Origin of the sequence: Parabacteroides sp. AF14-59, assembly GCF_003479515.1 — a bacterium.
Lineage (GTDB): Bacteria > Bacteroidota > Bacteroidia > Bacteroidales > Tannerellaceae > Parabacteroides > Parabacteroides faecis.
On record NZ_QUHH01000009.1, the window covers coordinates 82267 to 107464 of the forward strand.

General features: G+C 46.7%; 21 protein-coding genes. 10 read left to right on the plus strand and 11 right to left on the minus strand.

The features are described from left to right. Window position 1: 1 nt before the first annotated feature. The 4 genes from DWW23_RS11845 to DWW23_RS11860 all read left to right on the plus strand — a co-directional run bounded on the left by DWW23_RS11845 (window position 2) and on the right by DWW23_RS11860 (window position 4056). Entirely contained in the window at window positions 2–412 is a 411-nt protein-coding gene (locus DWW23_RS11845) for a Fur family transcriptional regulator (RefSeq protein ID WP_122353491.1), read from the plus strand. Window positions 413–499: 87 nt separating this feature from the next. Beyond that, a complete protein-coding gene (gene cysS / locus DWW23_RS11850; protein ID WP_122353586.1) occupies window positions 500–1975 on the plus strand; it encodes a cysteine--tRNA ligase in 1476 nt (491 codons plus the stop codon). A gap of 82 nt (window positions 1976–2057) precedes the next feature. Further along, window positions 2058–2465 carry a PaaI family thioesterase gene (locus DWW23_RS11855; protein ID WP_009860656.1) on the plus strand — a complete coding sequence of 136 codons (408 nt, stop codon included), beginning with the start codon at window positions 2058–2060 and terminating at the stop codon, window positions 2463–2465. A 160-nt stretch (window positions 2466–2625) separates the two neighbouring features. Next, window positions 2626–4056 (plus strand): DUF4933 domain-containing protein, encoded by a 1431-nt coding sequence (locus DWW23_RS11860; RefSeq protein WP_122353492.1) that lies wholly within the window; start codon window positions 2626–2628, stop codon window positions 4054–4056. A 76-nt stretch (window positions 4057–4132) separates the two neighbouring features. Here the strand turns inward: DWW23_RS11860 and DWW23_RS11865 are convergent, their stop codons facing one another. From DWW23_RS11865 to DWW23_RS11885, 5 genes are read right to left on the minus strand one after another with little or no spacing between them, the layout of a single operon-like run. Then, window positions 4133–6556: an ABC transporter permease gene (locus DWW23_RS11865; RefSeq protein WP_122353493.1), complete on the minus strand. Its 2424-nt coding sequence runs from the start codon at window positions 6554–6556 to the stop codon at window positions 4133–4135. A 16-nt stretch (window positions 6557–6572) separates the two neighbouring features. Then, window positions 6573–7262, minus strand: coding sequence for an ABC transporter ATP-binding protein (locus tag DWW23_RS11870; protein ID WP_122353494.1), 690 nt, complete (start codon window positions 7260–7262; stop codon window positions 6573–6575). Window positions 7263–7279: 17 nt separating this feature from the next. Then, a complete protein-coding gene (locus tag DWW23_RS11875; RefSeq protein WP_122353495.1) occupies window positions 7280–9685 on the minus strand; it encodes an ABC transporter permease in 2406 nt (801 codons plus the stop codon). Between the two features lie 15 nt (window positions 9686–9700). Beyond that, window positions 9701–10948 carry an efflux RND transporter periplasmic adaptor subunit gene (locus DWW23_RS11880; protein WP_158583180.1) on the minus strand — a complete coding sequence of 416 codons (1248 nt, stop codon included), beginning with the start codon at window positions 10946–10948 and terminating at the stop codon, window positions 9701–9703. Between the two features lie 46 nt (window positions 10949–10994). Next, on the minus strand, window positions 10995–12383 hold the full coding sequence (locus DWW23_RS11885) for a TolC family protein (RefSeq protein WP_122353496.1): 1389 nt from the start codon (window positions 12381–12383) through the stop codon (window positions 10995–10997). 574 nt (window positions 12384–12957) lie between these two features. Between DWW23_RS11885 and DWW23_RS11890 the strand changes: the two genes are divergently transcribed. Continuing rightward, window positions 12958–14307 carry a sigma-54 dependent transcriptional regulator gene (locus tag DWW23_RS11890; protein WP_122353497.1) on the plus strand — a complete coding sequence of 450 codons (1350 nt, stop codon included), beginning with the start codon at window positions 12958–12960 and terminating at the stop codon, window positions 14305–14307. Between the two features lie 5 nt (window positions 14308–14312). Beyond that, window positions 14313–15380: a PAS domain-containing sensor histidine kinase gene (locus DWW23_RS11895; RefSeq protein WP_122353498.1), complete on the plus strand. Its 1068-nt coding sequence runs from the start codon at window positions 14313–14315 to the stop codon at window positions 15378–15380. Here the strand turns inward: DWW23_RS11895 and DWW23_RS11900 are convergent. From DWW23_RS11900 to DWW23_RS11920, 5 genes are all read right to left on the minus strand, one after another. After that, window positions 15354–16238 (minus strand): DUF3108 domain-containing protein, encoded by an 885-nt coding sequence (locus tag DWW23_RS11900; protein WP_122353499.1) that lies wholly within the window; start codon window positions 16236–16238, stop codon window positions 15354–15356. The genes DWW23_RS11895 and DWW23_RS11900 overlap by 27 nt on opposite strands. Next, window positions 16177–18090: an Ig-like domain-containing protein gene (locus tag DWW23_RS11905; RefSeq protein WP_122353500.1), complete on the minus strand. Its 1914-nt coding sequence runs from the start codon at window positions 18088–18090 to the stop codon at window positions 16177–16179. The genes DWW23_RS11900 and DWW23_RS11905 overlap by 62 nt, the downstream gene beginning before the upstream one ends. 832 nt (window positions 18091–18922) lie before the next feature. Beyond that, a complete protein-coding gene (locus DWW23_RS11910) occupies window positions 18923–19219 on the minus strand; it encodes a helix-turn-helix transcriptional regulator (RefSeq protein ID WP_122353501.1) in 297 nt (98 codons plus the stop codon). After that, window positions 19194–19538, minus strand: coding sequence for a type II toxin-antitoxin system RelE/ParE family toxin (locus DWW23_RS11915; RefSeq protein ID WP_122353588.1), 345 nt, complete (start codon window positions 19536–19538; stop codon window positions 19194–19196). Before DWW23_RS11915 ends, DWW23_RS11910 begins: the two co-directional genes overlap by 26 nt. 62 nt (window positions 19539–19600) lie before the next feature. Continuing rightward, window positions 19601–20863 (minus strand): DUF2851 family protein, encoded by a 1263-nt coding sequence (locus tag DWW23_RS11920; protein ID WP_122353502.1) that lies wholly within the window; start codon window positions 20861–20863, stop codon window positions 19601–19603. A 110-nt stretch (window positions 20864–20973) separates the two neighbouring features. Here DWW23_RS11920 and dapB point away from each other — a divergent pair, with 110 nt between their 5' ends. Genes dapB through DWW23_RS11940 form a run of 4 tightly spaced genes read left to right on the plus strand, consistent with a single transcriptional unit; the run spans window position 20974 to window position 24615 of the window. Beyond that, window positions 20974–21690 (plus strand): 4-hydroxy-tetrahydrodipicolinate reductase, encoded by a 717-nt coding sequence (gene dapB, locus DWW23_RS11925; RefSeq protein ID WP_122353503.1) that lies wholly within the window; start codon window positions 20974–20976, stop codon window positions 21688–21690. Window positions 21691–21711: 21 nt separating this feature from the next. Continuing rightward, a complete protein-coding gene (locus DWW23_RS11930; RefSeq protein ID WP_122353504.1) occupies window positions 21712–23109 on the plus strand; it encodes a S26 family signal peptidase in 1398 nt (465 codons plus the stop codon). Between the two features lie 19 nt (window positions 23110–23128). Next, window positions 23129–23986, plus strand: a complete 858-nt coding sequence (gene lepB / locus DWW23_RS11935; RefSeq protein ID WP_122353505.1) for a signal peptidase I — start codon at window positions 23129–23131, stop codon at window positions 23984–23986. A gap of 2 nt (window positions 23987–23988) precedes the next feature. Continuing rightward, entirely contained in the window at window positions 23989–24615 is a 627-nt protein-coding gene (locus DWW23_RS11940) for a WbqC family protein (RefSeq protein ID WP_122353506.1), read from the plus strand. A 3-nt stretch (window positions 24616–24618) separates the two neighbouring features. On the opposite strand, the gene DWW23_RS11945 is transcribed toward DWW23_RS11940, so the two are convergent. Next, window positions 24619–24894, minus strand: a complete 276-nt coding sequence (locus tag DWW23_RS11945; protein ID WP_122353507.1) for an HU family DNA-binding protein — start codon at window positions 24892–24894, stop codon at window positions 24619–24621. Window positions 24895–25198: the final 304 nt, after the last annotated feature.

Here is a 25198-nt window from a genome sequence, read left to right on the forward strand (position 1 = left end):
TATGGAAGTTTATTTAGACATACTGAACAGAAGAAAGATAAAGCCGACCGCTATCCGTTTGCTTATCCTGAAAGCCATGATGCAATTCGAGCGTGCCTTCAGTTCGCTCGACCTGGAAAACTATCTGGAGACAGTGGATAAATCGACAGTATCCAGGACGATCAACCTTTTTCTGGAGCATCACCTGGTTCATTGTATCGACGACGGTTCAGGCTCATTGAAGTATTCGGTTTGCGGAAACGAATGTAATTGTTCCGTGGAAGAACTTCATGCGCATTTTTATTGTTTAAAATGCCACCGGACGTTTTGTCTGCGCAATATTCCGGTCCCGATGGTGGAACTGCCGCGTAATTTTACGCTGGAAAGTATCAACTACGTATTAAAAGGTTGCTGCGAAGATTGCTCAAAATAGACAAAGACACTATCTTTGCGGTCTGTCTTCCTTCCGGTTATGAAAATACGGGAGAAAGCAAAGCAACCTTTAAAGTATAAAACAGATATGGAACATCCATTAAGTATTTACAACACGCTCACAAGAAAGAAGGAACAATTTATTCCGTTGCATGAACCCCACGTAGGCATGTATGTCTGTGGTCCGACGGTTTACGGAGATGCGCACCTGGGACATGCCCGCCCGGCTATCACATTCGACCTTTTGTTCCGCTATCTTACACATATAGGATACAAGGTGCGTTACGTACGCAATATAACCGATGTCGGCCACCTGGAACATGATGCGGACGAAGGCGAAGACAAGATCGCCAAGAAAGCCCGCCTGGAACAATTGGAGCCGATGGAAGTGGTGCAGTTCTATCTGAACCGCTACCATAAGGCGATGGACGCTCTCAACGTGCTTCCTCCCAGTATCGAACCGCATGCTTCGGGACATATCATCGAACAGATCGAACTGGTAAAAAAGATCCTCGACAACGGATATGCCTACGAAAGCGAAGGTTCCGTTTATTTCGATGTGGAGAAATACAACAAAGATCATAACTACGGGGTCCTTTCCGGTCGCAATATCGAGGATATGCTGAATACGACCCGTGCACTGGACGGACAGGACGAGAAACATAACCCGATCGACTTCGCACTCTGGAAATGTGCACAGCCGGAGCATATTATGCGCTGGCCTTCTCCATGGAGCGACGGTTTCCCCGGATGGCACTGCGAATGTACGGCTATGGGTAAGAAATACCTGGGACAGCATTTCGATATCCACGGGGGTGGCATGGACCTGATCTTTCCGCACCACGAATGTGAGATTGCACAGGCGGTTGCCTCACAGGGCGAGGATATGGTTCACTACTGGATGCATAATAACATGATCACCGTCAACGGGCAGAAGATGGGTAAATCATTGGGTAATTTCATTACACTGGACGAATTCTTTACCGGCGACCATAAAATGTTGAGCCAGGCCTACTCGGCGATGACGATCCGTTTCTTTATCCTTCAGGCCCATTACCGCAGTACGGTAGATTTCAGCAACGAAGCACTGCAAGCAGCTGAAAAGGGATTAAGCCGTCTGATGGATGCTTATAACCATCTGCAGAAACTGACTGCTTCGGACGCTTCGACTGTCGATGTGAAAGACCTTCGCAGGAAATGTTACGACGCACTGAATGACGACCTGAATTCACCGATCGTTATCTCTCATCTGTTCGATGCCGCCCGTGCCATCAACTCTGTAAAGGACGGTAACGCAACCATCTCTGCTGAAGACCTGAAAGAACTGCAGGACGTATTCCATACATTCATATTCGATATCCTAGGTATGAGAGACGAAGCTTCGGCCGGAGGCAACAACTACGAGACATTCGGCAAGGCTGTAGACTTGTTGCTGACTATCCGCCAGCAGGCGAAAGCAAACAAGGACTGGGCTACTTCCGACAAGATCCGTAACGAACTGACCGCCATGGGATTCGACATCAAGGATACCAAGGATGGGGCAGAGTGGAAACTTAGCAAATGATCAACCGGTCAATGTGCCAATATGCCAATTGGAGTATCTTCATTGGCACATTGGCATATTTTCAAATTAGCATATTATCATAATGACTATCAACGAATTTCTTCAGGGCGACAAATTTGCATTATTTGCCGGAGTAGAATTACTGGAAACGGGCAACGGCTATGCCAAAGCGCGTATGGAAATAAAGCCAATGCATCTGAATGGTGGTGGTGTTTGTCAGGGAGGAGCCATCTTTACACTGGCCGACCTGGCTTTCGCAGCGGCAACCAACAGTCATGCGCGGCTCACTCTGTCCATAACTTCCAATATCAATTTCTTCAAAGCCGAAAGCAAAGGCTTCCTTTATGCCGAGGCTCGCGAAGTATTCAGTCACAAAAGACTGGCAAATTGTGAAGTTAATATTACAAACGAAGCAGGTGAACTAATCGCCACATTCAGCGGTTCCGGATACAGGAAAGATACAGAACTGCCGTTCGCCCCGATAGAATAAAAGCAAAATGTCAACGGACAAATAGCTTATCATAGCTTTATATACCTGAATAGCAAACGTATAACGAAACAGGAAGAGATAAATATGTCAACTCCTTTTTTTGTTATACGTTTTTGTTTTCCCTACTTTTGATTTTCCTGAAACTATAAATATACGAATTATGAAACACAAGAAAATCAGAACAACGACAGCTATTCTATGTATCGGAACCATTCTGTGTGCCTGCGGAGGGAAACAAGCCACCCGTCAGGCGGACGAAACAGTTGAAGCTGCCCCTAAAGCACCGGTGATCATCGAGACCAATCATCTGAATCCCGGTGTACAATATACGGAAGAGCGTGGGATATCGCCAGCCAGTCCACCTGTGATCCTGGACTTTACAGCCAAGTTACCCACGCAACCTTTCGCACTGAAGAATCATTTCAGTAAAGTAACCTGTGTCACGTTGAAAAGTCCCTTATCTCCCGAACAGGGAACTTTCCTTTACGATGCCAGCATCATTGTCTCTTACGACCGGGGAATGAGCAGTGCCAGCGGTGTGAATACAAAGATACAACTGCTGGAGAACCGGATCCTGACAAACGATCTCTTCGGTTCTTTTTGCTTTGATTCGAACGGGCAGATTACAGATACACTGCTGATCGCGCATATCGAGGGATTGAAATATGATCCTGCCACCCAGAAACTAGAATTTCATGCCAATAACAGGAAAAGCCCGATTGGCAATATCAGCCTGGAACCGGGAAACCAATACAGCTATACAGGCAGAGATACTGTCAACAACTACAACATCATGGGATGGAAATCTCTTGAAGACGGCCGCCTGGTCGAAGAGATCCGCTTCATGGACGACAAACATTCGACTTTGCTGGCCAGCCTGGACGATTCGACCCTGGTAAACGTATCGAGGAATTTCAGGTCACCGGACATGCTCACGACGTTCAATAAGAACTCATACGATACCCTGTGCATATTCGGGAACTATAATCTCCCGACCGTCAAGTTAAGCGGACCGTATGCATTTCCTGAAAGCAACTGGACTTATAAGAACAAGGATAAATTCTATTTCAGACAGGCATTCAACGATACGATATTCAGTCTTTCCTCTCCTAACCGTTTGCAGCCGGAATATATCCTGCAATTCGGAGAAAACAAACTGACTATAGACAACGGACTGTACGGAGATAAATCGCAGAAGTATGCTATCCAGTCGTGGGTGGACACGGATCATTTTATTCTTATCACTTATTCCAGAAATTACGATTGCCCGAATACCCGTAAAGAGAAGAGCGTATTCTATTCCTATGCTTTATACAACAAGGATACAAAACAGTTATCGCTTATCCAGGATAATCATAGTTACCCGGAAGAATTCCTTTTGCCGACGGAACTGCCGGACGGCATACCTGCCATCTTAGGAGAACTCACCTGGCAGGATAACAAATTGTTCACTTCTTACACCAAAAGAAAACTGGAAGCCTTGCAGAAGATGGATAACTTTTCCAAATTGCCTGCAGAACAACAGGAACGCGTCCGGCAACTGGCCGGGACACTAGGGGAAGATGAGATGATTGTGATGATACTTGAATAATGTGTCAATGTGGACAATGCGCCAATATGCCAATGTGTGGAATACTATTTCCATTGGCATATTGGCACATTATTTTTTATTCATACCGCAACGACCGGGCAGGTTTGCTGAGGATTGTTTTAGCAGTCTGCCAGCCTATGGTCAACAAGGATATCACACACAATAAAGTCACCGGAACAAGGAAGAACCAGGCTTTCCAGTCGGTACGGAATGAATAATGATCCAGCCAGCCATCCATAACCCACCACGACAAAGGAAGTGCGATAACGACCGCTACACCGATCAGGATAAAGAACTCGCGGCCCAACTCATAGAACAACTGTATTTTCGATGCACCCAACACCTTACGTATTCCCATCTCACGCACCCTCGTCGAGCAGGAGAACATCACCAATACCCAAAGCCCCATACAGGAAATGAAAATCGCCAGTATGGCAAAGAGGGCAACAATCAGCCCGAACACCTCATCCTGCCGGTATTGCTGGTCGAAGAACTGATCCAGGAAGAAATAGTCGAAGCTGGAATCAGGGAAATAACGGTTCCATATCTCTTCCGACTGTTTCACCAACTCACGGGGATTCGCATTCTCCATAACGACAGATATATAACGCTGTTTCATCCAGCTCAACTTATTGTGCAAGGCGAACAGAAGAGGCGTATACCCCTTATTCAGCGACTGCTGGTGATAGTCTTTTACAACCCCGATGATCTGCATCGGCTGGTCGACAGTCTCCACGGAGAGACGTTCGCCCAGGGCAGCCTCCGGCGAAGCAAAACCCAATGTGCGGACAGCCGTTTCGTTCAGGACGATATTATAGACATCCCCTCCGAAATCCTCGGCAAAACCACGTCCGGCAACAAACTCCAGGTCATACGCATCCAGATAATACACATCGCAGTTGAGCATTTCCAGCAAACGGGTCTGTTTCGTCACATCGCTCAGGCGAACAATCGACAGGAAGTCGGTCACCTCCGTCCCGGGAACGGCACCGGAAACCGTCACGTTCTTCACAGACGGCAATGCCTTCAACTCCCGTTTCATGGCAGTCAGCTTGGTAGCCATATCCTCACAATGAGCCGGAAATTTCAGCACCAATGTCTGGTCAACACGCACACCCAACGAAGCCTGACGCATATACTGTAACTGTGCATAAACGATCAGCGTGCCGCACAACAATGCCAGAGACGCCGTATATTGCAATACAACCAACACCTTACGGGTCAGCGTCGCATTTTTCGTATGCGTAAATTTACCTTTCAACATTTTGATCGGCTTAATACCCGATAGGATTGTTGCCGGATAGAAACCGGACAGGAAAACACCCAGTGCAAATATCAGCAGCAGCATCCAACCCAAAGAGGTCGTTACCCACACGGAGAAACCCAGATCACGCGATGTCAGGTTATTGAATGCAGGCATCAGCGCCTCCATCAACCCGAGCGCCAGAATAAAGGCAATCCCGTTCGTCACCAACGATTCAAACAGGAACTGAGTAACAATCTGCCGGCGACTTGCCCCCGAAGCCCGGCGTATCCCGATCTCTTTGGCACGCTCCATCGAACGGGCTACCGTCATATTGATATAATTGATCCAGGCAATGCACAGGATCGCCAACGCCGTACAGATCAGGACCAGCATGGACGAACGGTTCCCTTTCGTCTCCGGCTCATAGGCTTTCTGGGGATTCAGGTGGATATCCTTCAAGTTGGTCAGCTGGATTGCCCAGGTTTTATTCTTCAAGGCCTCCTCCGTTTTATATTTCTCTGCCATCGCAGGGAAAGCATCTTCGACCTGCTTCTTCATATCGGCAGATTTCAGGAGGACATACGAATACACCTCATGCCGGTACCAGTATTCATCCATCCATTTCGGAAGTGTTTCATATGAGATCAGCATGCTGTAACGCACATGCGAGTTGACAGGCATATCCTTCATGATACCCGTCACTTCGCATGCTTCCTCGCCGATATTACTGCGGAAGATCAATATCTTTCCGATCGGGTCGGCACCCTTGAAATATTTACGGGCGATACGTTCTGTGATAACTACTTTTTTCGGTCCATCCAGGCAGGTGTTCTTATCCCCTTTCAATAACTCGAAATCGAAGAAGTTAAAGTAATTCTTCTCGGCGTAGCCGATATTCGTTTCACGGTAGAGAAGTTCATTGTATTTAACGATCTGTTCGGGGTAATACTGGCTACCCACACGGGTATAGTCTTCTACTCCGGCCAGGTTGCGTTTCATGGCAGTAGCATAACCTGCCGAGCTGGAAGCCCAGTTGTCGGTCATCTCGCCGTTCTCGAAAAAGCACGCTTCCACACGGAAAATGCGGTCGGCGCGGCTGTGCATATGGTCGTAGCTGTATTCGAAAGCCACATAAGTCAGGATCAGCAGGGCGGCCGCCATTCCGATCGCCAGGCCGAGTATATTGATTGCACTGAAGCCTTTTTTCTTTGTCAGGCTGCGCAAGGCACTGTTCCAATAATTTGATATGATCATATTCGTTGTTATCTGATTATTTGATGGAAATATTGTTTCTATCTTCCGATACGATTTTTCCATCTAATAAGTGGATCACGCGATGGGCATATTTCGCATCCCGCTGTGAGTGGGTAACGATCACGATCGTCGTCCCCTGCCGGTTCAGTTCGCTAAGTAACTCCATTACTTCAACACCATTGGTAGAATCCAAATTACCTGTCGGCTCATCCGCCAGAATCAGGTTACAGTCCGTCACCACGGCACGGGCAATAGCGACACGCTGCTGCTGACCTCCGGACAACTGTTGCGGGAAATGTCCGGCGCGATGGGCAATATTCATACGGTCTAATACCTCCATTACCTTCTTTTTCCGGTCCGCTTTCTTTCCGTTCAGATAGACCAGCGGCAGTTCCACATTCTCGAAAACCGTCAGCTCGTCTATCAGGTTGAAGTTCTGGAAGACAAAGCCGATGTTCCCTTTCCGGAAAGAAGTCAGCTGGCTCTCGCTCATCTTATCTATCTCTTTTCCTTCAAAGTAATATTTACCGGAAGTCGATGAATCCAGTGTCCCCAGGATATTCAGCAGGGTGGATTTTCCACATCCCGAAGGCCCCATGATAGCGACAAACTCGCCTTTCTTTATCTCCAGGCTTACCTCATTCAATGCTTTGGTCTGTACATCTTCCGTTGTGAAGAGCATAGACAGTTTTTCTGTTTTAATCATATTTCTTTGTTTATAAATTATTCACTCCTAAGAATATACATCGGTTTCAGGCGGATGATGCGCCATACCTGCCGTGCGACGGTCCCGAAGGCGATACACATTAACAGGACAAACGCTACTGCATAACTCCACCAGGGCAGTACGATATGGAACGCATAGCCTTCGAGCCAGTTGTTCATCAGGAAAGCAGAGGCAGGAATACCGATCACGGACGCGACCACCGTCAGGAGTAATAACTCACGTGTCAAAACTACAAAAAGATTTACTCTCCCCGCTCCCAATACCTTACGTACCCCTATTTCTTTCACCCTCGACAGGGTGGAGAAAAGTGTGACGGTCCACAGCCCCAGGCAGGCGACAAAAACGGCCAGCAAGGCCGAACCGGCAAACATCCATCCGAAATTCCGGTCTTCCTGATACTGGTTCCTGTTGAAATCGTCAAGATAGAAATAAGAGAACAGCGAAGTTGGGAAGAAATCCCGGTAGGCCTGTTCGATCTCCGCCAGACGGGCCGCATCGGCAGTGCCGTCCATACGGATGGAGATATAAGGTGTCCCGATAAACGGTACGCGTTCTTTGATGAAGAAGATGATCGGTTTGTACGGTACGGCAAGCGACTGCTGATGGTAATTACGGGCTACGCCGATCACCTGGAGAGGTTCTTCCACCACCTCCATCGTCAACTGTCGGCCGAGAGCAGCTTCATTGGAAGGAAAACCCAACAGACGGACAGCTTCCTCGTTCAATACCACTTTATTCAGTTCATCCCCGTATTCTTCCGAGAAACCCCTGCCACAAACCATATCGGGGGAATAAGTAGAGAGATAATCGTAATCGACAGCAAACATCTGGATCAGCTTCACTTCCGACTGGTCGCTTCCATAAGGACGGTTGGTAAAATAATTGGCAACCTCCACGCCCGGAACTGCCCCGGAGACAGTGACCTGCCGGATATATGTCTTTTGTTTCAAGTGCTTTTTAAAGCTCTCCATCTTTGCCGACAATTCATCCGTGAAAGAGGGATATTTCAGAACGACGATCTGCCTCATCGCTGCTGAAGCCGTTTCATTCTGCATATAACGGACCTGAGCTATGACTACGAAAGTCCCGGTTATCAGAATAAAGGAGGCGACGAACTGCACGACGATCAGGACTTTCCGCATCCTATTTCCTTTCCGGCTGTGCAAGAGTTTCCCGCGCATAATATCCGACGGACGGATGCGTGTCAGGAGATAAGAAGGGTATAAACCGGTAAAGAGAGTCCCTAAAACGATAATACCCGACACGGTAACCCAGAACTCCGGCTGCAAAAGAGCATTCTCTCCAAAATCGTAGGTAGCCAGGGAATTGACGACGGGCAGGAGCACTTCCAGCCAACCTAATGCAATCAAGGCAGCCAGGGAATTGACGATCCCGGCTTCGAGCAATCCCTGGAAAAGCATCTGCTTGCGGGATGCCCCGAAGGCTTTACGTACACCGAACTCTTTTCCCCGCTCCAGGAAACGGGCGACCATCAGATTCAGGGCATTCACCCAGCCGATAAGCAACAGGGCGACCGCCATCACCGACAGGATATAGACGGCAGTACGGCTGCCTTTCGTCTCTTTCTCATACGATTTCTGTGGGGTAAGATGAATCTCTCTCAACGGAATCAACTCCACCCGCCAGTCTTTATGCTTCAAAGCGGCTGTCTTGTATTTATCGGAGATGGCGGCAAAGGCATCGGCTATCTCCTGCGGATTCTTTCCCGGCTCCAGGCGGACGTAGGTATACACGCCGTGGACATACCAGATATCCTGCCGCTCTTTCGGTATCGTGGAATAGGAAAGGAGGAAGTCGTAATGTAAATGTGAGTTTGCCGGCATCCGGTCGATAATGCCCGTGACTTCAAAATGCTGCTCGGCCGTTGCCGTCCGGAATGTCAGGATCTTCCCCAACGGCTCCGCTTCGCCGAAATAACGGTGAGCAGCACTTTCCGTTAATACGACGGTGTTGGGACGGACCAGCTGGCCTGTCTTCTCTCCTCTTTTTATCGGGAAGTTGAACAATTCGAAGAAAGCGGGCTCGGTAAAGCAATAACGTTCTTCGGCAAATTGTTTATCCTGATAGGTAACGACCTGTTCCCTGTCCTGTGCGGTAAGGCGAACGAACTTCTCGATACCCGGAATCTCACGGCTCATGACCGGCCCGTGTCCGAGAGAGGTAGTGGCCCAGTTGTCGGTCAGTGCTTTTCCTTCATACAGGCGGCTTTCGACACGGTAAATACGGTCACCGTCATGGAAAGAATCGTAACTCAGTTCAAACCGGACATAGAGCAGTATCAGCAGCGCTGCCGAGATACATACGGACAGACCGAGGATATTGATCACCGAAAGTGACTTACGGGCCCGCTGGCTTTTAATGACTTGGGACAGGTAATCCATACTTTTCTTTTTTTATTATCTGATTATAAGACGTTCGTTCTCGCCAAACAGTTCATAGCCTGAAATGATCACTTTCTCTCCGGGTTTCAAGCCTTCGGTCACTTCATAATATTGTGGATTCTGACGACCGATCTTCACCGGACGGCGACGGGCGGTGGTCTCGTCTTCATCTACTACATATACATACTGTCCGCCGCTTGCCTGATAAAAACTACCGCGGGGGATCAGGATAGCTTGTACCGGATCACCCAGTTGCAGGTTCAGGTGATAGGTCTGTCCGGCACGTATATTTTCGGGACGATCACCGGTAAAATGGAGGTCTGTACGGAACTGACCGTCGCGTACTTCGGGATAGACTTTCGTCATTTCCATCTCATAGGTCTTTCCTTCACGTTCGAAGCTGGCGGGTAAGCCGGGCATGACACGTTCTACATAATGCTCGTCGATCCTGGCTTCTACCTTCAGTTCGGGGGTGATTACCTGACCGATGCGTTCTCCCTGGGCGATCGACTGGCCGATCTGGGCTTCCAGGTTACCTAACTGGCCGCTTACGGGAGCTTTCACTTTCAGATTCTCCAGACGTTCGCGAACCAGTGCCAGGCTTCGTTTCATATTCCGGATGTTTTCATCCAGGCTCTCCAGCTGGCTGCTGCGGAAAAGGTCGTCCTGACTGATACGCTGGTCCAGTACGACGAGTTGGTCGCGTGAACTTTCGTAATCTTCTTTCGCAAGAAGATAATCTTCGCGGGCAAGAAGTTGTTTGTTGTACAAACGTTCGTATTGTTTGTAACGGCGTTCTTTCTGTACCAGGTCCTTATTCAGATTGATACGTTCTTGTTTCAGGCTCAGATGCTCCTGCTCCATACTGATACGGGTATTACGAAGTTCGTTTTCCTGATAGGCAAGGTCGGCTTCGCTCTGGAGGATGCCGATATTTAATAGCGGGTTACTCAGGCGGAGGATGACATCTCCGGCTTTGACTTGCGTCCCCTCTTCGATCAGGCGTTCTTCCACACGACCGCCTTCGATGGCATCCAGGTAAATGATACGGTCCGGCAAGACCTGACCGATCACACGGATATAGTCGTTGAATTCACCCTGGATGATGGTGGAGATCGTCAGGCGCTCTTTCTCGACCTTCATGGAGGAAGAAGTATCACGAAAGATAAAGTAAAGCACGCAGACAAGCAGGAAGACACCGCCTGCTACAACGTAAATATGTTTTTTCTTCAAACGGGACTTCCGTTCGATCGGAGTGTCCATGGTGTTGTTATTCATATCTGTATCTATATTTTTATTCAATTACTATTTATAAAAACGACCCGGTACGGTAAAACTCAACCATCCGATGCTTCAGATCATACTGCAACCTGGTACGAACCAGTTCCGCCCTGGCTGAAATATACAGGTTACGTTTCTCCATCAGCTCGAAGACGGAAATCATACCTTCCTCCCACTTTTCCTCATTTTCTTTGAGGGTGGTAGTCAAAGCCTTCAGTTGCAAAGCGGCCTGATGATACTCTTCTGCCGAAGCCTGGAGAGTAAGGCAGGCATCTTCTATCTCTTTATATAAGGATATACGTTGCCGGTCGTTATTATTTCTGACCTGTTGCAGGCGGAAACGTTCTTTCCGGACTGCCGTGAAACGCGATAAACCGCTAAAGATCGGGAACGATACCCGCAAACCGATATACTTATTCCAGTTATTTTTCATCTGTTGTCCAAAAGAGACGATGTGCCCGTCTGCATTACGTTCCGTATCGTAATAGCCCGAATAAAGGCTGAAATCTGCCCGGATCGAAGGGGAGAAAGCACCGGATGCGATCGCCAGCGATTTCCGTGATGTCTGTTCCCGCAGGTCCATCATCCGGAATTCAGGAAGTGCGATCTCCGACTCAGCATAGACGTCCGGAGCCGAATAATTACTGAGGAGTGGCGGTTCATCTCCCTCTGCATCTACATCAGCAATGGATAACGTATCCGAATCACGCATCTGTAACAATTCCTTCAATGCCAGAAACGACAAGCGTTCTGTCTTGTTTTTCACTGTCTCCTGATAAATATCGCTCTGCAACCGGGCTTTCACCTCCTGCAGATCCGACGGGGAACGAAGACCGAGGTCCACATATTCAAGCATCTGTTCATGATACCGTTCACTCAGTTTCCGTTGCTCGGCAGCTAATAGGCTCATCTTCCTGTCAAAGATATACACATAATAGGCATCCATCACCTCAAAAGCCACCCGATTCTCTTCCGCTTTCTCCGTTACGCCGCTCAATTGCCTGTTCAACCGGGTAAACTGTGCCCGGTTGATACGCTTGAAACCATCAAAAACAGGCAAGGAGATATCCACTCCCACCGTGCTTTCCAGAAAAGAAGAGGTGGTGTACATATTCGTCTTCGGGTCTACCGAACGTCCCATCCGTTTTCCGAACGCCCCATTGGTACTGACAGAAGGGAGGAAGTCGCCGATTGCAGCAGTAAAATCCTCACGGGCAATACGGGTATCCAGCCGGCTGTTTTTCAGCGTCAGGTTCTTCTCTATAGCATAACGCATACAGGAGTCGACAGTCCAGGAATCCCGGGCATGTGCTGTGACTACCGAGCCTAAAAGCAACAGTCCTATAGCCCGTAATCCATATTTGGTTGTTATTTGCATTTTCATCATGTAAATAGAAGAGCAAATGGCATGCCACATTTAATCACTTATTGATTATCAATAATTACAAAAAAGAGACACATGTAAACTGTAAAATATATTGACACGCAATTGTCAAATATTTTGACGTCACAGACTAGGTAGTATATATAAGGTTTGTAATAGCCAAGTTTCTTTGATAATGGGATAGTTCACTTTTAGAAAGATTTGAACTATTCAGCAATAAACCATCAGTCATCAATAGGGCTGGTATAGTTACAGGTCCATTTGCCGTCGGTTTTAACCGACGGATAAGTAAATGCTATATCTCTTTGGACTTTAGTCCCATTTAAAGAGTCTCTCTATGTAAAGAGAAATGTGGCTGAAGCCAATAAAGAGAAGCAACTTGTAAACCGTCAGTTAAAACTGACGGCAAATAAACCTGTAATGGCTAAGTCACTTTGATTAAGGGATAGCTCATTATTGATAATTATTGAACTAATAAATAGCATTGTTTCCGCAGAAAACCGATAGAACAGCACTCTATAAAATAACTCTCCTTAAAGTGTCAAATATTTGGACGCTCATTTGCAAAGTATCACGGAAGCCGATACCTTTACAAAAAAATTGACGTATGCAAACCGGAACAGTTCTTATAGTAGACGATAATAAAAGTGTACTGACCTCACTCGAATTATTACTGGAAGACGAATTCGAACGAATTGAAACAACTTCGAATCCGAACCGTATCCTGTCCGTTCTGGATACAATGCCGGTCGACCTTGTCATTCTCGATATGAATTTCTCCGCCGGAGTCAATACCGGGAACGAAGGCTTATTCTGGCTACGACGTATCCAGGAGATAGCCCCCGGACTGCCTGTTATCATGCTTACTGCCTATGGAGACGTGGAACTGGCTGTCAAGGCACTGAAAAGCGGAGCGGTAGACTTTGTGCTCAAACCCTGGGACAATGATGTCCTGCTGGAAAAGATACATACCGCTTTACAGGCTGCCGAGGAAGAACGAATGAAACAGAATGCCGGAAAAGGCGGGATCACCCCTCCCTCTGAACCGGCAATGATCATCGGGCACTCACCTGTTATGATGAAGCTGATCAAGATTGTAACCAAAGTTGCCAAAACGGATGCGAACGTACTGATCACCGGGGAAAACGGGACGGGTAAAGAGATGCTCGCCCGCGAAATTCACCGGCTGTCCCTCCGCAGCCGCCGGGAGATGATCAATGTCGATATGGGAGCCGTCAGCGAATCTCTGTTTGAAAGCGAACTGTTCGGACACGAAAAAGGAGCCTTTACCGATGCCCGTGAAAGCCGTCCGGGTAAATTTGAGGCTGCCAGTGGAAGTACCTTGTTCCTGGATGAGATCGGCAACCTCCCGGTCGGGTTACAGGCCAAACTGCTCGCTGCCCTCCAGAATCGTGAAGTGACCCGCCTGGGAAGTAACAGGAAAATCCCGGTTGATATACGCCTGATCGCCGCCACCAACCGGAACCTGCCGGAAATGGTCGGGCAATCGCTTTTCCGTGAAGATCTGTTCTACCGTATCAACACCATCCAGATAGAGATCCCGCCGTTACGGAACCGACGGGAAGACATTCCCCTTTTCATCGATTATTTCCTGAAAAAATATACCACCCAGTACAAACAAACAGGTATGACGATCCACCCGCAGGCCATGAACAAGCTGGAACGGTACGACTGGCCGGGTAATATACGCGAACTGCAACATACCATCGAAAAGGCCGTGATCCTCGCCGAGAAAAGTGTGATCCGTGCCACCGACCTCTTTATCCGTCCCGGGAAAACCGTCTCGTTCACCGAAGCTCCCAACCTGGGGGAAGTGGAACGGAAGACCATCGAAGCAGCCATCACCCAAAACGACGGGAACCTGACTGCTGCTGCCGAACAACTGGGCGTAAGCCGGCAAACCTTATATAACAAACTAAAACGATTCAACCTGTGAAACGGATGTTCAGCACACGCATCTATCTGAAGATAGTCTTCCAGGTGGTGATCATCGTCATCGTCGCCGGCCTGGGATTAGCCGGTATTGTCAGTGGCAAGGCCATCATCCTGGGATGTGTCACCCTGCTGATCGCCTTATGGCTGATCGGCGTCCTCGTTTATTTCCTGAACGCATCGAACCGCCGTATCCAATTATTCCTGGATGCCATCGAAGATAATGAATCGATGCTTTACTTTCCCGAAAACACCGGACCGGAAGAACAACAACGCCTCCATACGGCATTCAACCGCATCCACGGCCTGATGACGGAAAGCAAACAGAAAGAGTTTGAACGTGAACTGTTACGGAAAGAATACGAATCCTACGATAAACTGATGCATGTCCTGACCCACGAGATCATGAATTCGATCGCCCCGATCGTATCCCTTTCAGGGACACTTCTCTCCTATTACCGGAATAACGAGACGACTAAAAGCTGCGACGAGATCACCGATGCCACGATACGCAAAACGGTACGCGGACTGGATACGATCAAGAGCCAGGGGCAGAGTCTCATGAACTTTACCAATTCATACCGGCAACTTGCCCGCTTGCAGGCTCCTAATCCCAAACCTTTCTCCCTCTCCCACCAGGTCCATAACATCGAACTATTGTTCCAGTCAGACCTGCAACGGTTACAGATCGGCCTGAATGTCTATCTATACCAGGAAGAAATAACGGTGGATGCAGACGAAGAGTTGCTTTCGCAGGTACTGATCAATTTATTGAAAAATGCGATAGAAGCATTGGATGAACAGGATAACGGAGAGATAACACTCGCCGTAAAACAATCCGGCAACACCACCCTGATCGAGATCACGGATAACGGACCCGGCATTCCTTATGATCTGCAGGAAGATATATTCGTACCCTTTTTCACCACCAAAAGCCAAGGAAGCGGCATCGGCCTTAGCCTCTCACGCCAGATCATACGTATGCACGGGGGCGAACTTCAGGTATATTCGCAACCCTATGCCGAAACACGTTTTACGATCTCGCTGCCCTCAACGGCGGGGAATTTCCACACGTGAAGAGAGCGGATAACGCAATCCTTGGGATGACTTGTAATAGACCTCCGCAGCCCCGATCTTCAACTTGGCACGTATCTTGACCGGAATATGGTTTTCGTCATCTCCGATCCATATCTCGGCTGCCGCCTTACTTTGGGTGAATGCATCGTCATAAATATCAATGAAGAAATGACGGGTACGATATTTCAGTGTCTCGTTACGTTCCACAATCTGCTGTCCGGTATAACGGAAACTGATATTGATACGCTCACGCCCGATCGCCACATGGAAAGGGAACTCATCCCCATATTGCATCTTATCCCAATCCAGCGACCGGAGATACATGGTAGCCCCCAGCATATCGAACATATACTGCTCCGAAACGATCATCGTATCGATCTTTGTCCGTGAAGGTGTATACCGATGGGAATGTGCGGATGTCTTTCCATCCTGATAAGAGAATTTCAGATCATCGATCAGATAGTAATCATTCTCATTGACCCGTTTCTCGCTTCGCAGCAACAACATCTCAGGCGAGAAATAACAATCGATCGTATCGCGCATGGAGTAGACCTTCTCGAACATGCCGGAAGTCCGGAACAACAGGCGATAATGATAGGCCGTCTCTCCTTTATAACGGGCATTCTTGACAGACAAAGTGGCCTGCCCCGCACGCGGCATCAGAATGCCCCATTTGAAGTAAAGCTCGTATTGCACCTCCTCACCGGCACTGAAACGCTCTTTCACCGGAATAGTTTGCGCACCGGTCACTTCCGGAAGAAGCAACAACCAGCCAAGCAGGAAGAAACCGATCGCCTTAGAACGGCATTCCCATACTACCACTGCTACTGCGCGAAGAAGACTTCTGTTGTCCTTCATCTTTATAATTTCTTTTCTTCTTGGTTGCCTCTTTAGGCTTATTCTTTGTAATCTCGATAGGTTTCTGTTTTGCCCACGGGGTCGCTTTGACATTCCAGGTCTCTTCCACCTGCCAGTTCTGCATCACATTATACTTCACAGGTGAGTAGAAGACTTCTTCTGGCTGCCGCTTTTCGGCATAATTGCCGGTATCCCATTTACCGTTGTCATTCAGGTCGACCACCAGGCGGACATAATATTTATCCGGCTTCAAGTCCATGAACAGGGCACCCCCGTTCTTTACCTTCGTTTTCCTTATCGCGACATCGCTGCCGTTCAGCAATTCGACATAAGCTGTCGTATCTATTCCTTCTATATTCAGATACAGATGGCCGTATTCATCTTCTTTCTTGATCTTGAACTCACTCGAATATGGTTCGTTCCATTTGTCATAGAGGCTGAATACCGTTGCCGAATCAACAGACAACCGATACTCTTCGCCATATTTCCACGGACGACGGATAAAGTAGTTCAGGGTGTTGACAGAATCCCTGAAAAAGTCGAAATCGACCGGTGTCCAGACCGTATCGACCTTCTGATCCAAATAAAAGACCTCTTTCGGCAGGTCGAGAACCGGTTCATTGAACGTCACGGAAACGGTATCGAACAAGTCCATCGAAGTCGGTGCATCGATCTGCATACCGAGGAAGACGATCGGTTCAGGCTCATCATCTTTCTTCTTTTTCTTCTTTTCCGGACGATGGCGCATCAGGAACTGAAGCGTATCGGTTTGCGGCCGGAGAATATTCAACGAGTCGCTTTTCGGATAGGAAAGTTCTACCAGCAAAGTATCCTGTTTCCATACCATCGAATCGGTCAGCCAGAAATTGACTCCCGTACCTCCTTCCGTTTCCTGTGTAAAGAACCAGGCTGAATCGGCTGGGGTAAAGTTGATCGGCTTCGGCAACGGTATCGTATCCAACGGCGCGTTAAAACGGATGGTCAACAGATTTTCCTGCTGGCGTTCCGGTTTCAGGAGATATTGCCGCATGAAGTTTTCCTTGAACAGACGCAGTTGAATATCGTCCGGGAAATAGCGGGTATAGGCTACTGTCCGGATCGTATCGATGGTCAGGCTGTCTTTCCATAGCGTATCCTGGCGGCTGGTAAGTTCCAGCGAGGGGATAATGATAGAGTCGTTGAATGCGATCTCTTCGCCCGGCTGGTCAAACTTATAGTCGCGGTTGACATCGTTCAGACCGAATATGCGGTAACTGCCCGGAGAGATATTACGGATAGTGAACTCCCCTTTATCGTTTGTTCGTGAAGTACGGTCGAAAGGCAGTTTTACAAAAGCTGAATCTTCCAGGTTCTTATGCAGGCCGACCGTAATGCCGGGCATCGGTTCCAGGTTTTCCGCGTTCAGCAAGACACCTGACACCTCCAGTGTATCGATCACATCGCCGGTAGAGAATGCAAAAGAGAAATTCTCGAACACATTCTTCTCATTATTATCGGAGATCGAGTTGGTGAAGTCGATCGTATAGGTCGTATTCTCTTTCAAGGTATCTTTCAGCTCGACCACAACTTTTTTCCCCGCGGCACGGATTACCGGCAACTGCATCTGCGGCGGCGTAATGATCACATTCTCCGACGGCTTGTCCAGCTGCACCAGTTCATCAAACAGGATTTCCACCTTCTTCCCCTTATAGTTTGTCTGGTTCGGAGCCGGAAGGCTGCTGACAAATTTAGGAGGCGCTTCATCGTAAGGCCCTCCGTTCGGAGAAGCCATATTGGCACATGAATACATGGTTACCAACAGAAAAAGGCCACATACTGCCAGTAATAAATTGTTTATATATCTGTTACCCATTCAATCTCTTTTTATTCAAATGGCAAAAATAGGGAAAAATCCGATGACAAACAGTGATATATACGCTAAATTAACGTAAGTACACCCTAACAAATCAGAAATAAGCAAGTTGCAGCCGACGTACCTAACAGTATCCATACGCATTTATCAGCGTAACTCTACCGCTCGTCTGCATCCGGTAAATATGAACATGAATATGGATTACTTTTTCCCGGAATGAATTAAGCAATAAATCAAAACAGTTTTTCATCATTCCGCGATGATTCTTTGATGACATAATGATTCTAATTACGACATTTAGGTGTTAATATGTAAAACAATATATTGATCTGACAACTCGATAATTTCCTGAAAGGTAACTTCCGGGAATCTTTTTATCACAATAATTAACAATTCATATTTCTTACTTCCAGCTTTCAGTTCGTTTTAAAGAAATTCCCACTTCGTTTAAAACGAATTTTTTTTTGTTTTAAACGGAATGAGGGTTTATTTTAAACAAAAAATCGCGTGAATATATGTTAATATAGTTTTGTTTAGTCCCTTTTTTATCCTTGAATTTTATGTTTTGTAGCAGTTTCTTGTTCTGGAAGCTGCCGGATACGAACCATAACAGTAGTGACATAATTCTCGATGAGATCTTTTATCAAAGAAAAAGTTTCGTTTTATCTATTTTTTTGTATGATTCGAAACGGTTAATCGGGCTATTACGTTCAATATGACAATACGAAAACGGGCTACGTTTGCGTAAAAATAGCCACTACCGTCCTGGGCCCCATAGAAGCTCTTCAGGAACTACTTAAAATAGCATTTTGACAATTTTATTTTTAGCATGTTATATCACAGGCTTCACAATTTCAATACGCAGTCCCAATGCTTCAATAATCCTATAAAATGTACTTACCCCTGGCTCTATCACCCCCTTTTCAATACGTGAAATATAGGACTTGCTGGCTCCGATACGTTTTGCCAATTCTTCCTGTGTCACCTTTTCTTTTTTACGTGCATCATGAATAATTTGCCCCATACAATAAGAATAGGCTTCACGTCTAAAATCGTCACGCTCCGAAGTACCGACTTTACCGAACTTCTGATCCATTATTGTATCAACGCTTCTCAGATTTGCTTCCATAATATTCTTCTTTGATTTTTAACGCTTTATTTATTTCCTTAATCGGCGTTTTCTGTGTTTTCTTCTGAAACCCATTAAACAGGATAACGACCTTACCTTTATCAAAACAAAAAAATACCCGATAAATATTACTATTATATTCAGCTCTTAATTCATACAAGCCGTCTTTAATGTGTTTCACAAATTTTTCAGATATGCGATTTCTTACCTTTAGCATATCAAGTATATAGTATATCTTCTTAGACTCATCTTCGGTAAGGGTATCCATGAAGTCCCAAAAGTAACTTTTGTATGCTACTATTTCTCGTTCACCATACATAGGACAAAAGTATATAAAGTTTAACGATATTACAACTTTCAATAAATAAAAACTTAAACCTTTCAACGTTTCAGATACCTGAACCCGATCCGGCAATACAAACATTTTTTCTTCTCGCAATACTCCCGTTTCAACTGGACAAGCGCCTGGCTGTCTCCGGCATGACCTGTTTTTATCCCCGCCTGAGTAAAACCGGAAACGATCGCATTCTTCTCCGGCGGAAGACTTTCAAGGATATGGATGGCGCGGTCGCAATATTCCGGCTGTTTACTCCTGACACCATAGGCAAAAAGTACCGGTACTACCGTATTTATCAACAGGATACACAAAGAATTTTCCCCCACCTGCTTTTCCTTCCGGACAGAAACAGAGCGGAAGTTATAATGCGTTTCCCAATAAACAGAGGGAGAGACACGAAAGCATTGTTTGATACAGCCGATACTACCCGCAGCCAGTATAACAGAAAACAGGGTATCGTACTGCGTCCAGACAGCAGCCAACTGCGCCAGTTTCAGGCAAGGGAAATTAACCGGACGGATACGCAGGCTTCTGAACTGGGAAGGATCGAGCGGCGTCAACCCGAATTTATGCCGAAGAAACCGGTATTCGCGTTGTAACAAACGGTAATAAGGACAATCGAGCGTTTCATCCAGCATCCCCGCCTGTCCGAACAACATCGCCTCTACCTGCGAATGACTACCGCGTTGTTTTTGAATACAGCGTAGCGGCAGACTTTTAGCCAGACGTTCGAAGATATCGTTATTCACTCCGAAACCGAAGTTACGGGTTAAAGTAATATAAAAGACTTCATTCCAATCACCGCCGTACAGGTCCAGCAAACGGAAAATATCAGCTGTCTTACGCTCCAGCCGCTCCCCCAGCAAAGCATCCAGCCAGGAAGATATATACAACGGTTCTATTTCCGGAATATATCCCAGGCACGGCATGGCCACTTCGCGGTACAACAGCCAGTCTATATTTTTAACGATAGCTTCCGGAACAATCAGTTTTAGTTGGGGGATCGGCTCACCGTCCGTCCGCCTCACCTCACAATCGACACACTCCACAACATGCAGGATAACGGCATCATAAGCTTTGTCTTTATCATGACGATGGACCAGCCAATCGGATGCCCGGGTATGAATCTCCACACTGCCGACCCATAGGGTATCAGCTATTTTTATCTTTGCATTGAAGAAGTCCGGTCCGGCATCGGAATTGAGTGTTCCGGGATCGATAACAGAGACGGGACGACCATCGGTGGTAAGAAGCGGCATTGCCGGATACAGTTTGTATTTCCAAACATAATGTAATAAACGTTCCATATTCTTTTCAGAGTTAAGATTTATGCCACAAATCTAATTCATTTTCTTTATATTTGCACCCCTGAAGGCTAAGTTATTAGCCATATTAATTCATTTTATTCTGAAAAGATATGAAGATTGCACTTATCGGTTACGGAAAGATGGGGAAAACCATCGAGCAAATCGCACTCAGCAGAGGACACCAGATCGTCTCTATCGTAGATATAAACAACCCGGAAGAATTTCAGTCTGTTAATTTCAAGAGCGCAGACGTTGCCATCGAGTTCACGACTCCCGCCACGGCTTTCGATAATTATATGAAAAGTTTCGCTGCCGGCGTTCCCGTGGTTTCCGGGACGACAGGCTGGTTAGACCGTATCAGTGAAATAAAAGAGAAATGTGAAAAGGAAGGCAAGACATTCTTCTATGCTTCCAATTTCAGTATCGGGGTAAACATCTTTTTCGCCCTCAACAAATATCTGGCGAAAATCATGAATAATTTCCCTTCTTACAATATCAGCATGACGGAAACGCATCATATCCACAAGCTGGATGCTCCGAGCGGAACAGCTATCACGCTGGCAGAAGGTATCCTCGAAAACGTAGACCGGAAAGAACGCTGGACGCTGGAAACAGCCGAACAACCGACCGACCTGCCGATCCATGCTATCCGCGAAGGGGAAGTGCCGGGTATCCATGAAGTGACCTATGAATCGGACGTCGACTATATCAGCATCAAGCATGATGCCAAGAGCCGTGCCGGTTTCGCTCTCGGCGCTGTCGTTGCTGCCGAGTTTACTGCCGGGAAAAAAGGCTTCCTCGGTATGGATGATATGCTTAAATTTTAATTCCACAGAATTAGTCTACAAATGAAAAAGTTTTCCAAGAAACAATGGATCAAGTTCGGCATCTCAGCCGTATTGTATATACTCTTTTCGATCTGGATGCAGAACCTCTGGTTGTTGCTGGGATTGATCGTGCTGGTGGATATCTTCCTGACAAAATACATTCCCTGGGGCGCCTGGAAACGGTCGAAGAACCCGAGTGTACGGAATGCATTGGAATGGGTGGACGATATCCTGTTCGCACTGATCGCCGTTTATTTCATCAATCTGTTCATCTTCCAGAACTACCAGATCCCGAGTTCTTCGCTGGAGAAATCGTTGCTTGTGGGCGATTATCTGTTCGTGAGCAAGTTGAGCTACGGTCCGCGCGTACCGAACACGCCGTTATCATTTCCGTTGGTACAAAACACACTGCCGTTCTTCAACTGCAAGTCGTATCTGGACTGGCCGGAATGGGGGTATAAACGTGTAAAGGGTTTTGGACATGTAAAACGTAACGATATCGTAGTGTTTAACTTCCCGGCTGGTGACACAGTTGCCCTGAATGTACAGAATCCGAGCTACGACGAACTGGTTGCCCAGTACGGACGTGAAGCCATCCGGCTGGATAAAAAGACATTCGGAGATGTCATTTATCGCCCCGTAGATAAACGTGAGAATTATGTAAAACGTTGTATCGGTCTACCGGGCGACACGATCGAGCTACGTAACAATCAGGTATATATCGATGGAAAACCCGCCAAGAATCCGGAGAACATGCAGTTTAACTACTTTGTTGAAACAGACGGTTCGCCTCTTACGGAGGAACAATTCCGCCTGATGGAGGTAAGCAAAAGCGACCGGATACTGGCCTCCAACAACGGGTATTTCCAGGATCTGATGTCATTCCTCGGTTTCGAGCCGATCGCACCCGGACAGTTCAACCCGGTTTATCATTTACCGCTCACCAAGAAGGCGCTGGCCATTGCAGAGAAACTACCTTCTGTGAAAAAGATCGTTATCGAGCCGGATGCCTGGTCGGGATCGACTTATCCGGCCTGGTATAAAACCGGTTGGTCACGTGACAACTTCGGTCCGCTATGGATACCGAAAAAAGGAGCGACAATTCCACTGAACGAACGTAACATCGCCCTGTATGGCCGTTGCATCAAGAATTACGAAAACAATACACTGGAAGTAAAAGACGGTACCTATTATATCAATGGCAAACCGGAGACAGACTATACATTCAAATATGATTATTACTGGATGATGGGTGATAACCGCCATAACAGTGCCGACAGCCGTTCGTGGGGATTCGTTCCGGAAGATCATATCGTAGGAAAACCGATCCTGATCTGGTTGTCACTGGATAAAGACCGTAGCCTGTTCGATGGTGGTATCCGCTGGAACCGCCTGTTCCGCATGGTGCACCCGGATTGATAGTTGACATATTGATTCTATGGCAAAACAGACCTTCATATCTGCTGTAAAATGGCTGGCTACGATTGCGTTGCTGGCTGGAGGCGTTATGGCAGTCCGTTACTATTGTATGGAGTCATTCCGTGTATCGACCGATTCTATGGAGGCTGCATTACATAAAGGCGATTATATCCTGGTCAACAAGTTGCCGTTGAAAGATAATCCCGGACGTAACAGGGTGGTTTTATTCACCAGCCCGTTGCTGAAAGATACCGTTTCAAACCCTTTATTCCTGAGTCGTTGTATCGGTATGCCCGGCGATACGATCCGTGTCGGCAACGATGGCTATCGGGTCAACGGCAAACTGATCCCTCATTCCCCCCAATCGCTCAACCGTTATATGGTGACGAAGGCCGGGCAGAACGAGTTATCAGCCGTACAGAAGAAACTGAATATACCCATCAGGGAATGGAAAGAAGAGGCATTCGGCTTCTCCCTCTACCTCACCTCTTTCGAAGAATATCAGATCAGGGAGGAGTTATCGGAAGACACCAATATCCATTTTATAAAAGACCATACGGATAGTTATGAACTGATCGTTCCCCGGAAAGGTAGAGTTTACCGGCTCGATGCAGCCGCATTAACTGCCTGCCGTGAAGCAATCCAGACTGAAGCCGGCGACAAAGCGGTATTCCACAACGGGAAATTATTTCTCGACGGCCGGGAAACAGATTTCTTCTTCTTCGATCAGGATTATTACTGGATGCTTTCGGACAATACCAACGAAGCGATAGACTCCCGCCATCTGGGATTCATCCCCCGCGACCATATCATAGGAAACGCCTGGTTCTGCTGGTATAGCAAAGACAGGCAACGAATTTTTAAACCCGTAAACTAATCATGCAACCTGTATATATTTCATCGGCCTACCTGGGCCCGGTACAACAATACTGTAAACTTTTCCAATTTGAGGAAGTACGAATAGAAACAGCCGAAAACTACCTGAAACAAACCTATCGCAACCGCTGTACAATAGCAGCCGCCAACGGTCCGCTATCGCTTTCCGTTCCTATTATCAAGCCCGACACTCCGAAATGTCCGACAAAGGATATCCGCATATCCGATCATGGGAACTGGCGCCATCTCCACTGGAATGCGTTAATATCTGCTTATAATATGAGTCCTTTCTTTGAATATTATGAAGAAGAGTTCGCCCCGTTTTATGAAAAGAAATTTGATTTCCTATTCGACTTCAATGAAGAGTTACGCAGGTTGGTTTGCCGTTTACTGGATTTGCAGCCGAACATTGTCTATACGGAAACATATATGCCGGAAGTAGCGAACGATTTCCGGGAGATCATCCGCCCGAAACACGAAGGGGAAGATCCAGACTTCATCCCGCAACCCTATTACCAGGTATTCCGGGATAAATTCGGATTCCTCCCCAACTTAAGTATCGTAGACTTACTATTTAATATGGGACCGGAAGGAATACTTATTTTGCGCGATTCCGTCCGCCATTCATAGCAGTTACTTGTTCAGATCTTCAAAAAGATATTTACCGACGCTGAATTTCACACTCAGACGTTTCGGGATGACAACAACCTCACCTGTTTTGGGGTTGCGGGCCGGACGACTATTCTGCTCTCTTGGAGAAAGAGTACCAAAACCTTTCAGTACTATCGGGTCTCTCTGACGAAGTGCATCAGTCGCAACAGAACAAAATGCTTCGAGCATTGCATCTACATCTTTTTTACTACAACCACTTTCAGCAGCTATAGCTGCAATTAAATCTGACCGTTTCATTTGCTTTTATTAATTAAAGTACAACCTTTGTTAAAAAAATTCTCTTGGTAAAATCTCAGATTAGTTGAATATTAATGGATACAAACGTAATCAAAAATATTAAGTATCTACTCTTTTTGCTGATTTATTTTTAATTACGGTATAAAAATAATACTATTCGGCAATATATACTGGAAAATATCCAAAGACAACATAAAATAAAGCTTTTAACTCTATCTACAGACCTTTTACATCAAAAATATTATCTTTGTAGTGTTGTTTTTCAAGACGAATAAAGATTTGTCTTCAACAGTAACCTATGACA

What these genes read in the sequence shown, in the direction of transcription:
- DWW23_RS11865 (WP_122353493.1), bottom strand. Translation starts at nt 6,556, where the DNA reads ATGATCATATCAAATTATTGGAACAGTGCCTTGCGCAGCCTGACAAAG.
- DWW23_RS11910 (WP_122353501.1), bottom strand. Translation starts at nt 19,219, where the DNA reads ATGGAAGCAAATCTGAGAAGCGTTGATACAATAATGGATCAGAAGTTC.
- dapB (WP_122353503.1), top strand. Translation starts at nt 20,974, where the DNA reads ATGAAGATTGCACTTATCGGTTACGGAAAGATGGGGAAAACCATCGAG.
- DWW23_RS11915 (WP_122353588.1), bottom strand. Translation starts at nt 19,538, where the DNA reads ATGTATGGTGAACGAGAAATAGTAGCATACAAAAGTTACTTTTGGGAC.
- DWW23_RS11940 (WP_122353506.1), top strand. Translation starts at nt 23,989, where the DNA reads ATGCAACCTGTATATATTTCATCGGCCTACCTGGGCCCGGTACAACAA.
- DWW23_RS11905 (WP_122353500.1), bottom strand. Translation starts at nt 18,090, where the DNA reads ATGGGTAACAGATATATAAACAATTTATTACTGGCAGTATGTGGCCTT.
- lepB (WP_122353505.1), top strand. Translation starts at nt 23,129, where the DNA reads ATGGCAAAACAGACCTTCATATCTGCTGTAAAATGGCTGGCTACGATT.
- cysS (WP_122353586.1), top strand. Translation starts at nt 500, where the DNA reads ATGGAACATCCATTAAGTATTTACAACACGCTCACAAGAAAGAAGGAA.
- DWW23_RS11900 (WP_122353499.1), bottom strand. Translation starts at nt 16,238, where the DNA reads ATGAAGGACAACAGAAGTCTTCTTCGCGCAGTAGCAGTGGTAGTATGG.
- DWW23_RS11870 (WP_122353494.1), bottom strand. Translation starts at nt 7,262, where the DNA reads ATGATTAAAACAGAAAAACTGTCTATGCTCTTCACAACGGAAGATGTA.
- DWW23_RS11930 (WP_122353504.1), top strand. Translation starts at nt 21,712, where the DNA reads ATGAAAAAGTTTTCCAAGAAACAATGGATCAAGTTCGGCATCTCAGCC.
- DWW23_RS11855 (WP_009860656.1), top strand. Translation starts at nt 2,058, where the DNA reads ATGACTATCAACGAATTTCTTCAGGGCGACAAATTTGCATTATTTGCC.
- DWW23_RS11945 (WP_122353507.1), bottom strand. Translation starts at nt 24,894, where the DNA reads ATGAAACGGTCAGATTTAATTGCAGCTATAGCTGCTGAAAGTGGTTGT.
- DWW23_RS11890 (WP_122353497.1), top strand. Translation starts at nt 12,958, where the DNA reads ATGCAAACCGGAACAGTTCTTATAGTAGACGATAATAAAAGTGTACTG.
- DWW23_RS11875 (WP_122353495.1), bottom strand. Translation starts at nt 9,685, where the DNA reads ATGGATTACCTGTCCCAAGTCATTAAAAGCCAGCGGGCCCGTAAGTCA.
- DWW23_RS11845 (WP_122353491.1), top strand. Translation starts at nt 2, where the DNA reads ATGGAAGTTTATTTAGACATACTGAACAGAAGAAAGATAAAGCCGACC.
- DWW23_RS11920 (WP_122353502.1), bottom strand. Translation starts at nt 20,863, where the DNA reads ATGGAACGTTTATTACATTATGTTTGGAAATACAAACTGTATCCGGCA.
- DWW23_RS11895 (WP_122353498.1), top strand. Translation starts at nt 14,313, where the DNA reads ATGTTCAGCACACGCATCTATCTGAAGATAGTCTTCCAGGTGGTGATC.
- DWW23_RS11880 (WP_158583180.1), bottom strand. Translation starts at nt 10,948, where the DNA reads ATGGACACTCCGATCGAACGGAAGTCCCGTTTGAAGAAAAAACATATT.
- DWW23_RS11860 (WP_122353492.1), top strand. Translation starts at nt 2,626, where the DNA reads ATGAAACACAAGAAAATCAGAACAACGACAGCTATTCTATGTATCGGA.
- DWW23_RS11885 (WP_122353496.1), bottom strand. Translation starts at nt 12,383, where the DNA reads ATGTGGCATGCCATTTGCTCTTCTATTTACATGATGAAAATGCAAATA.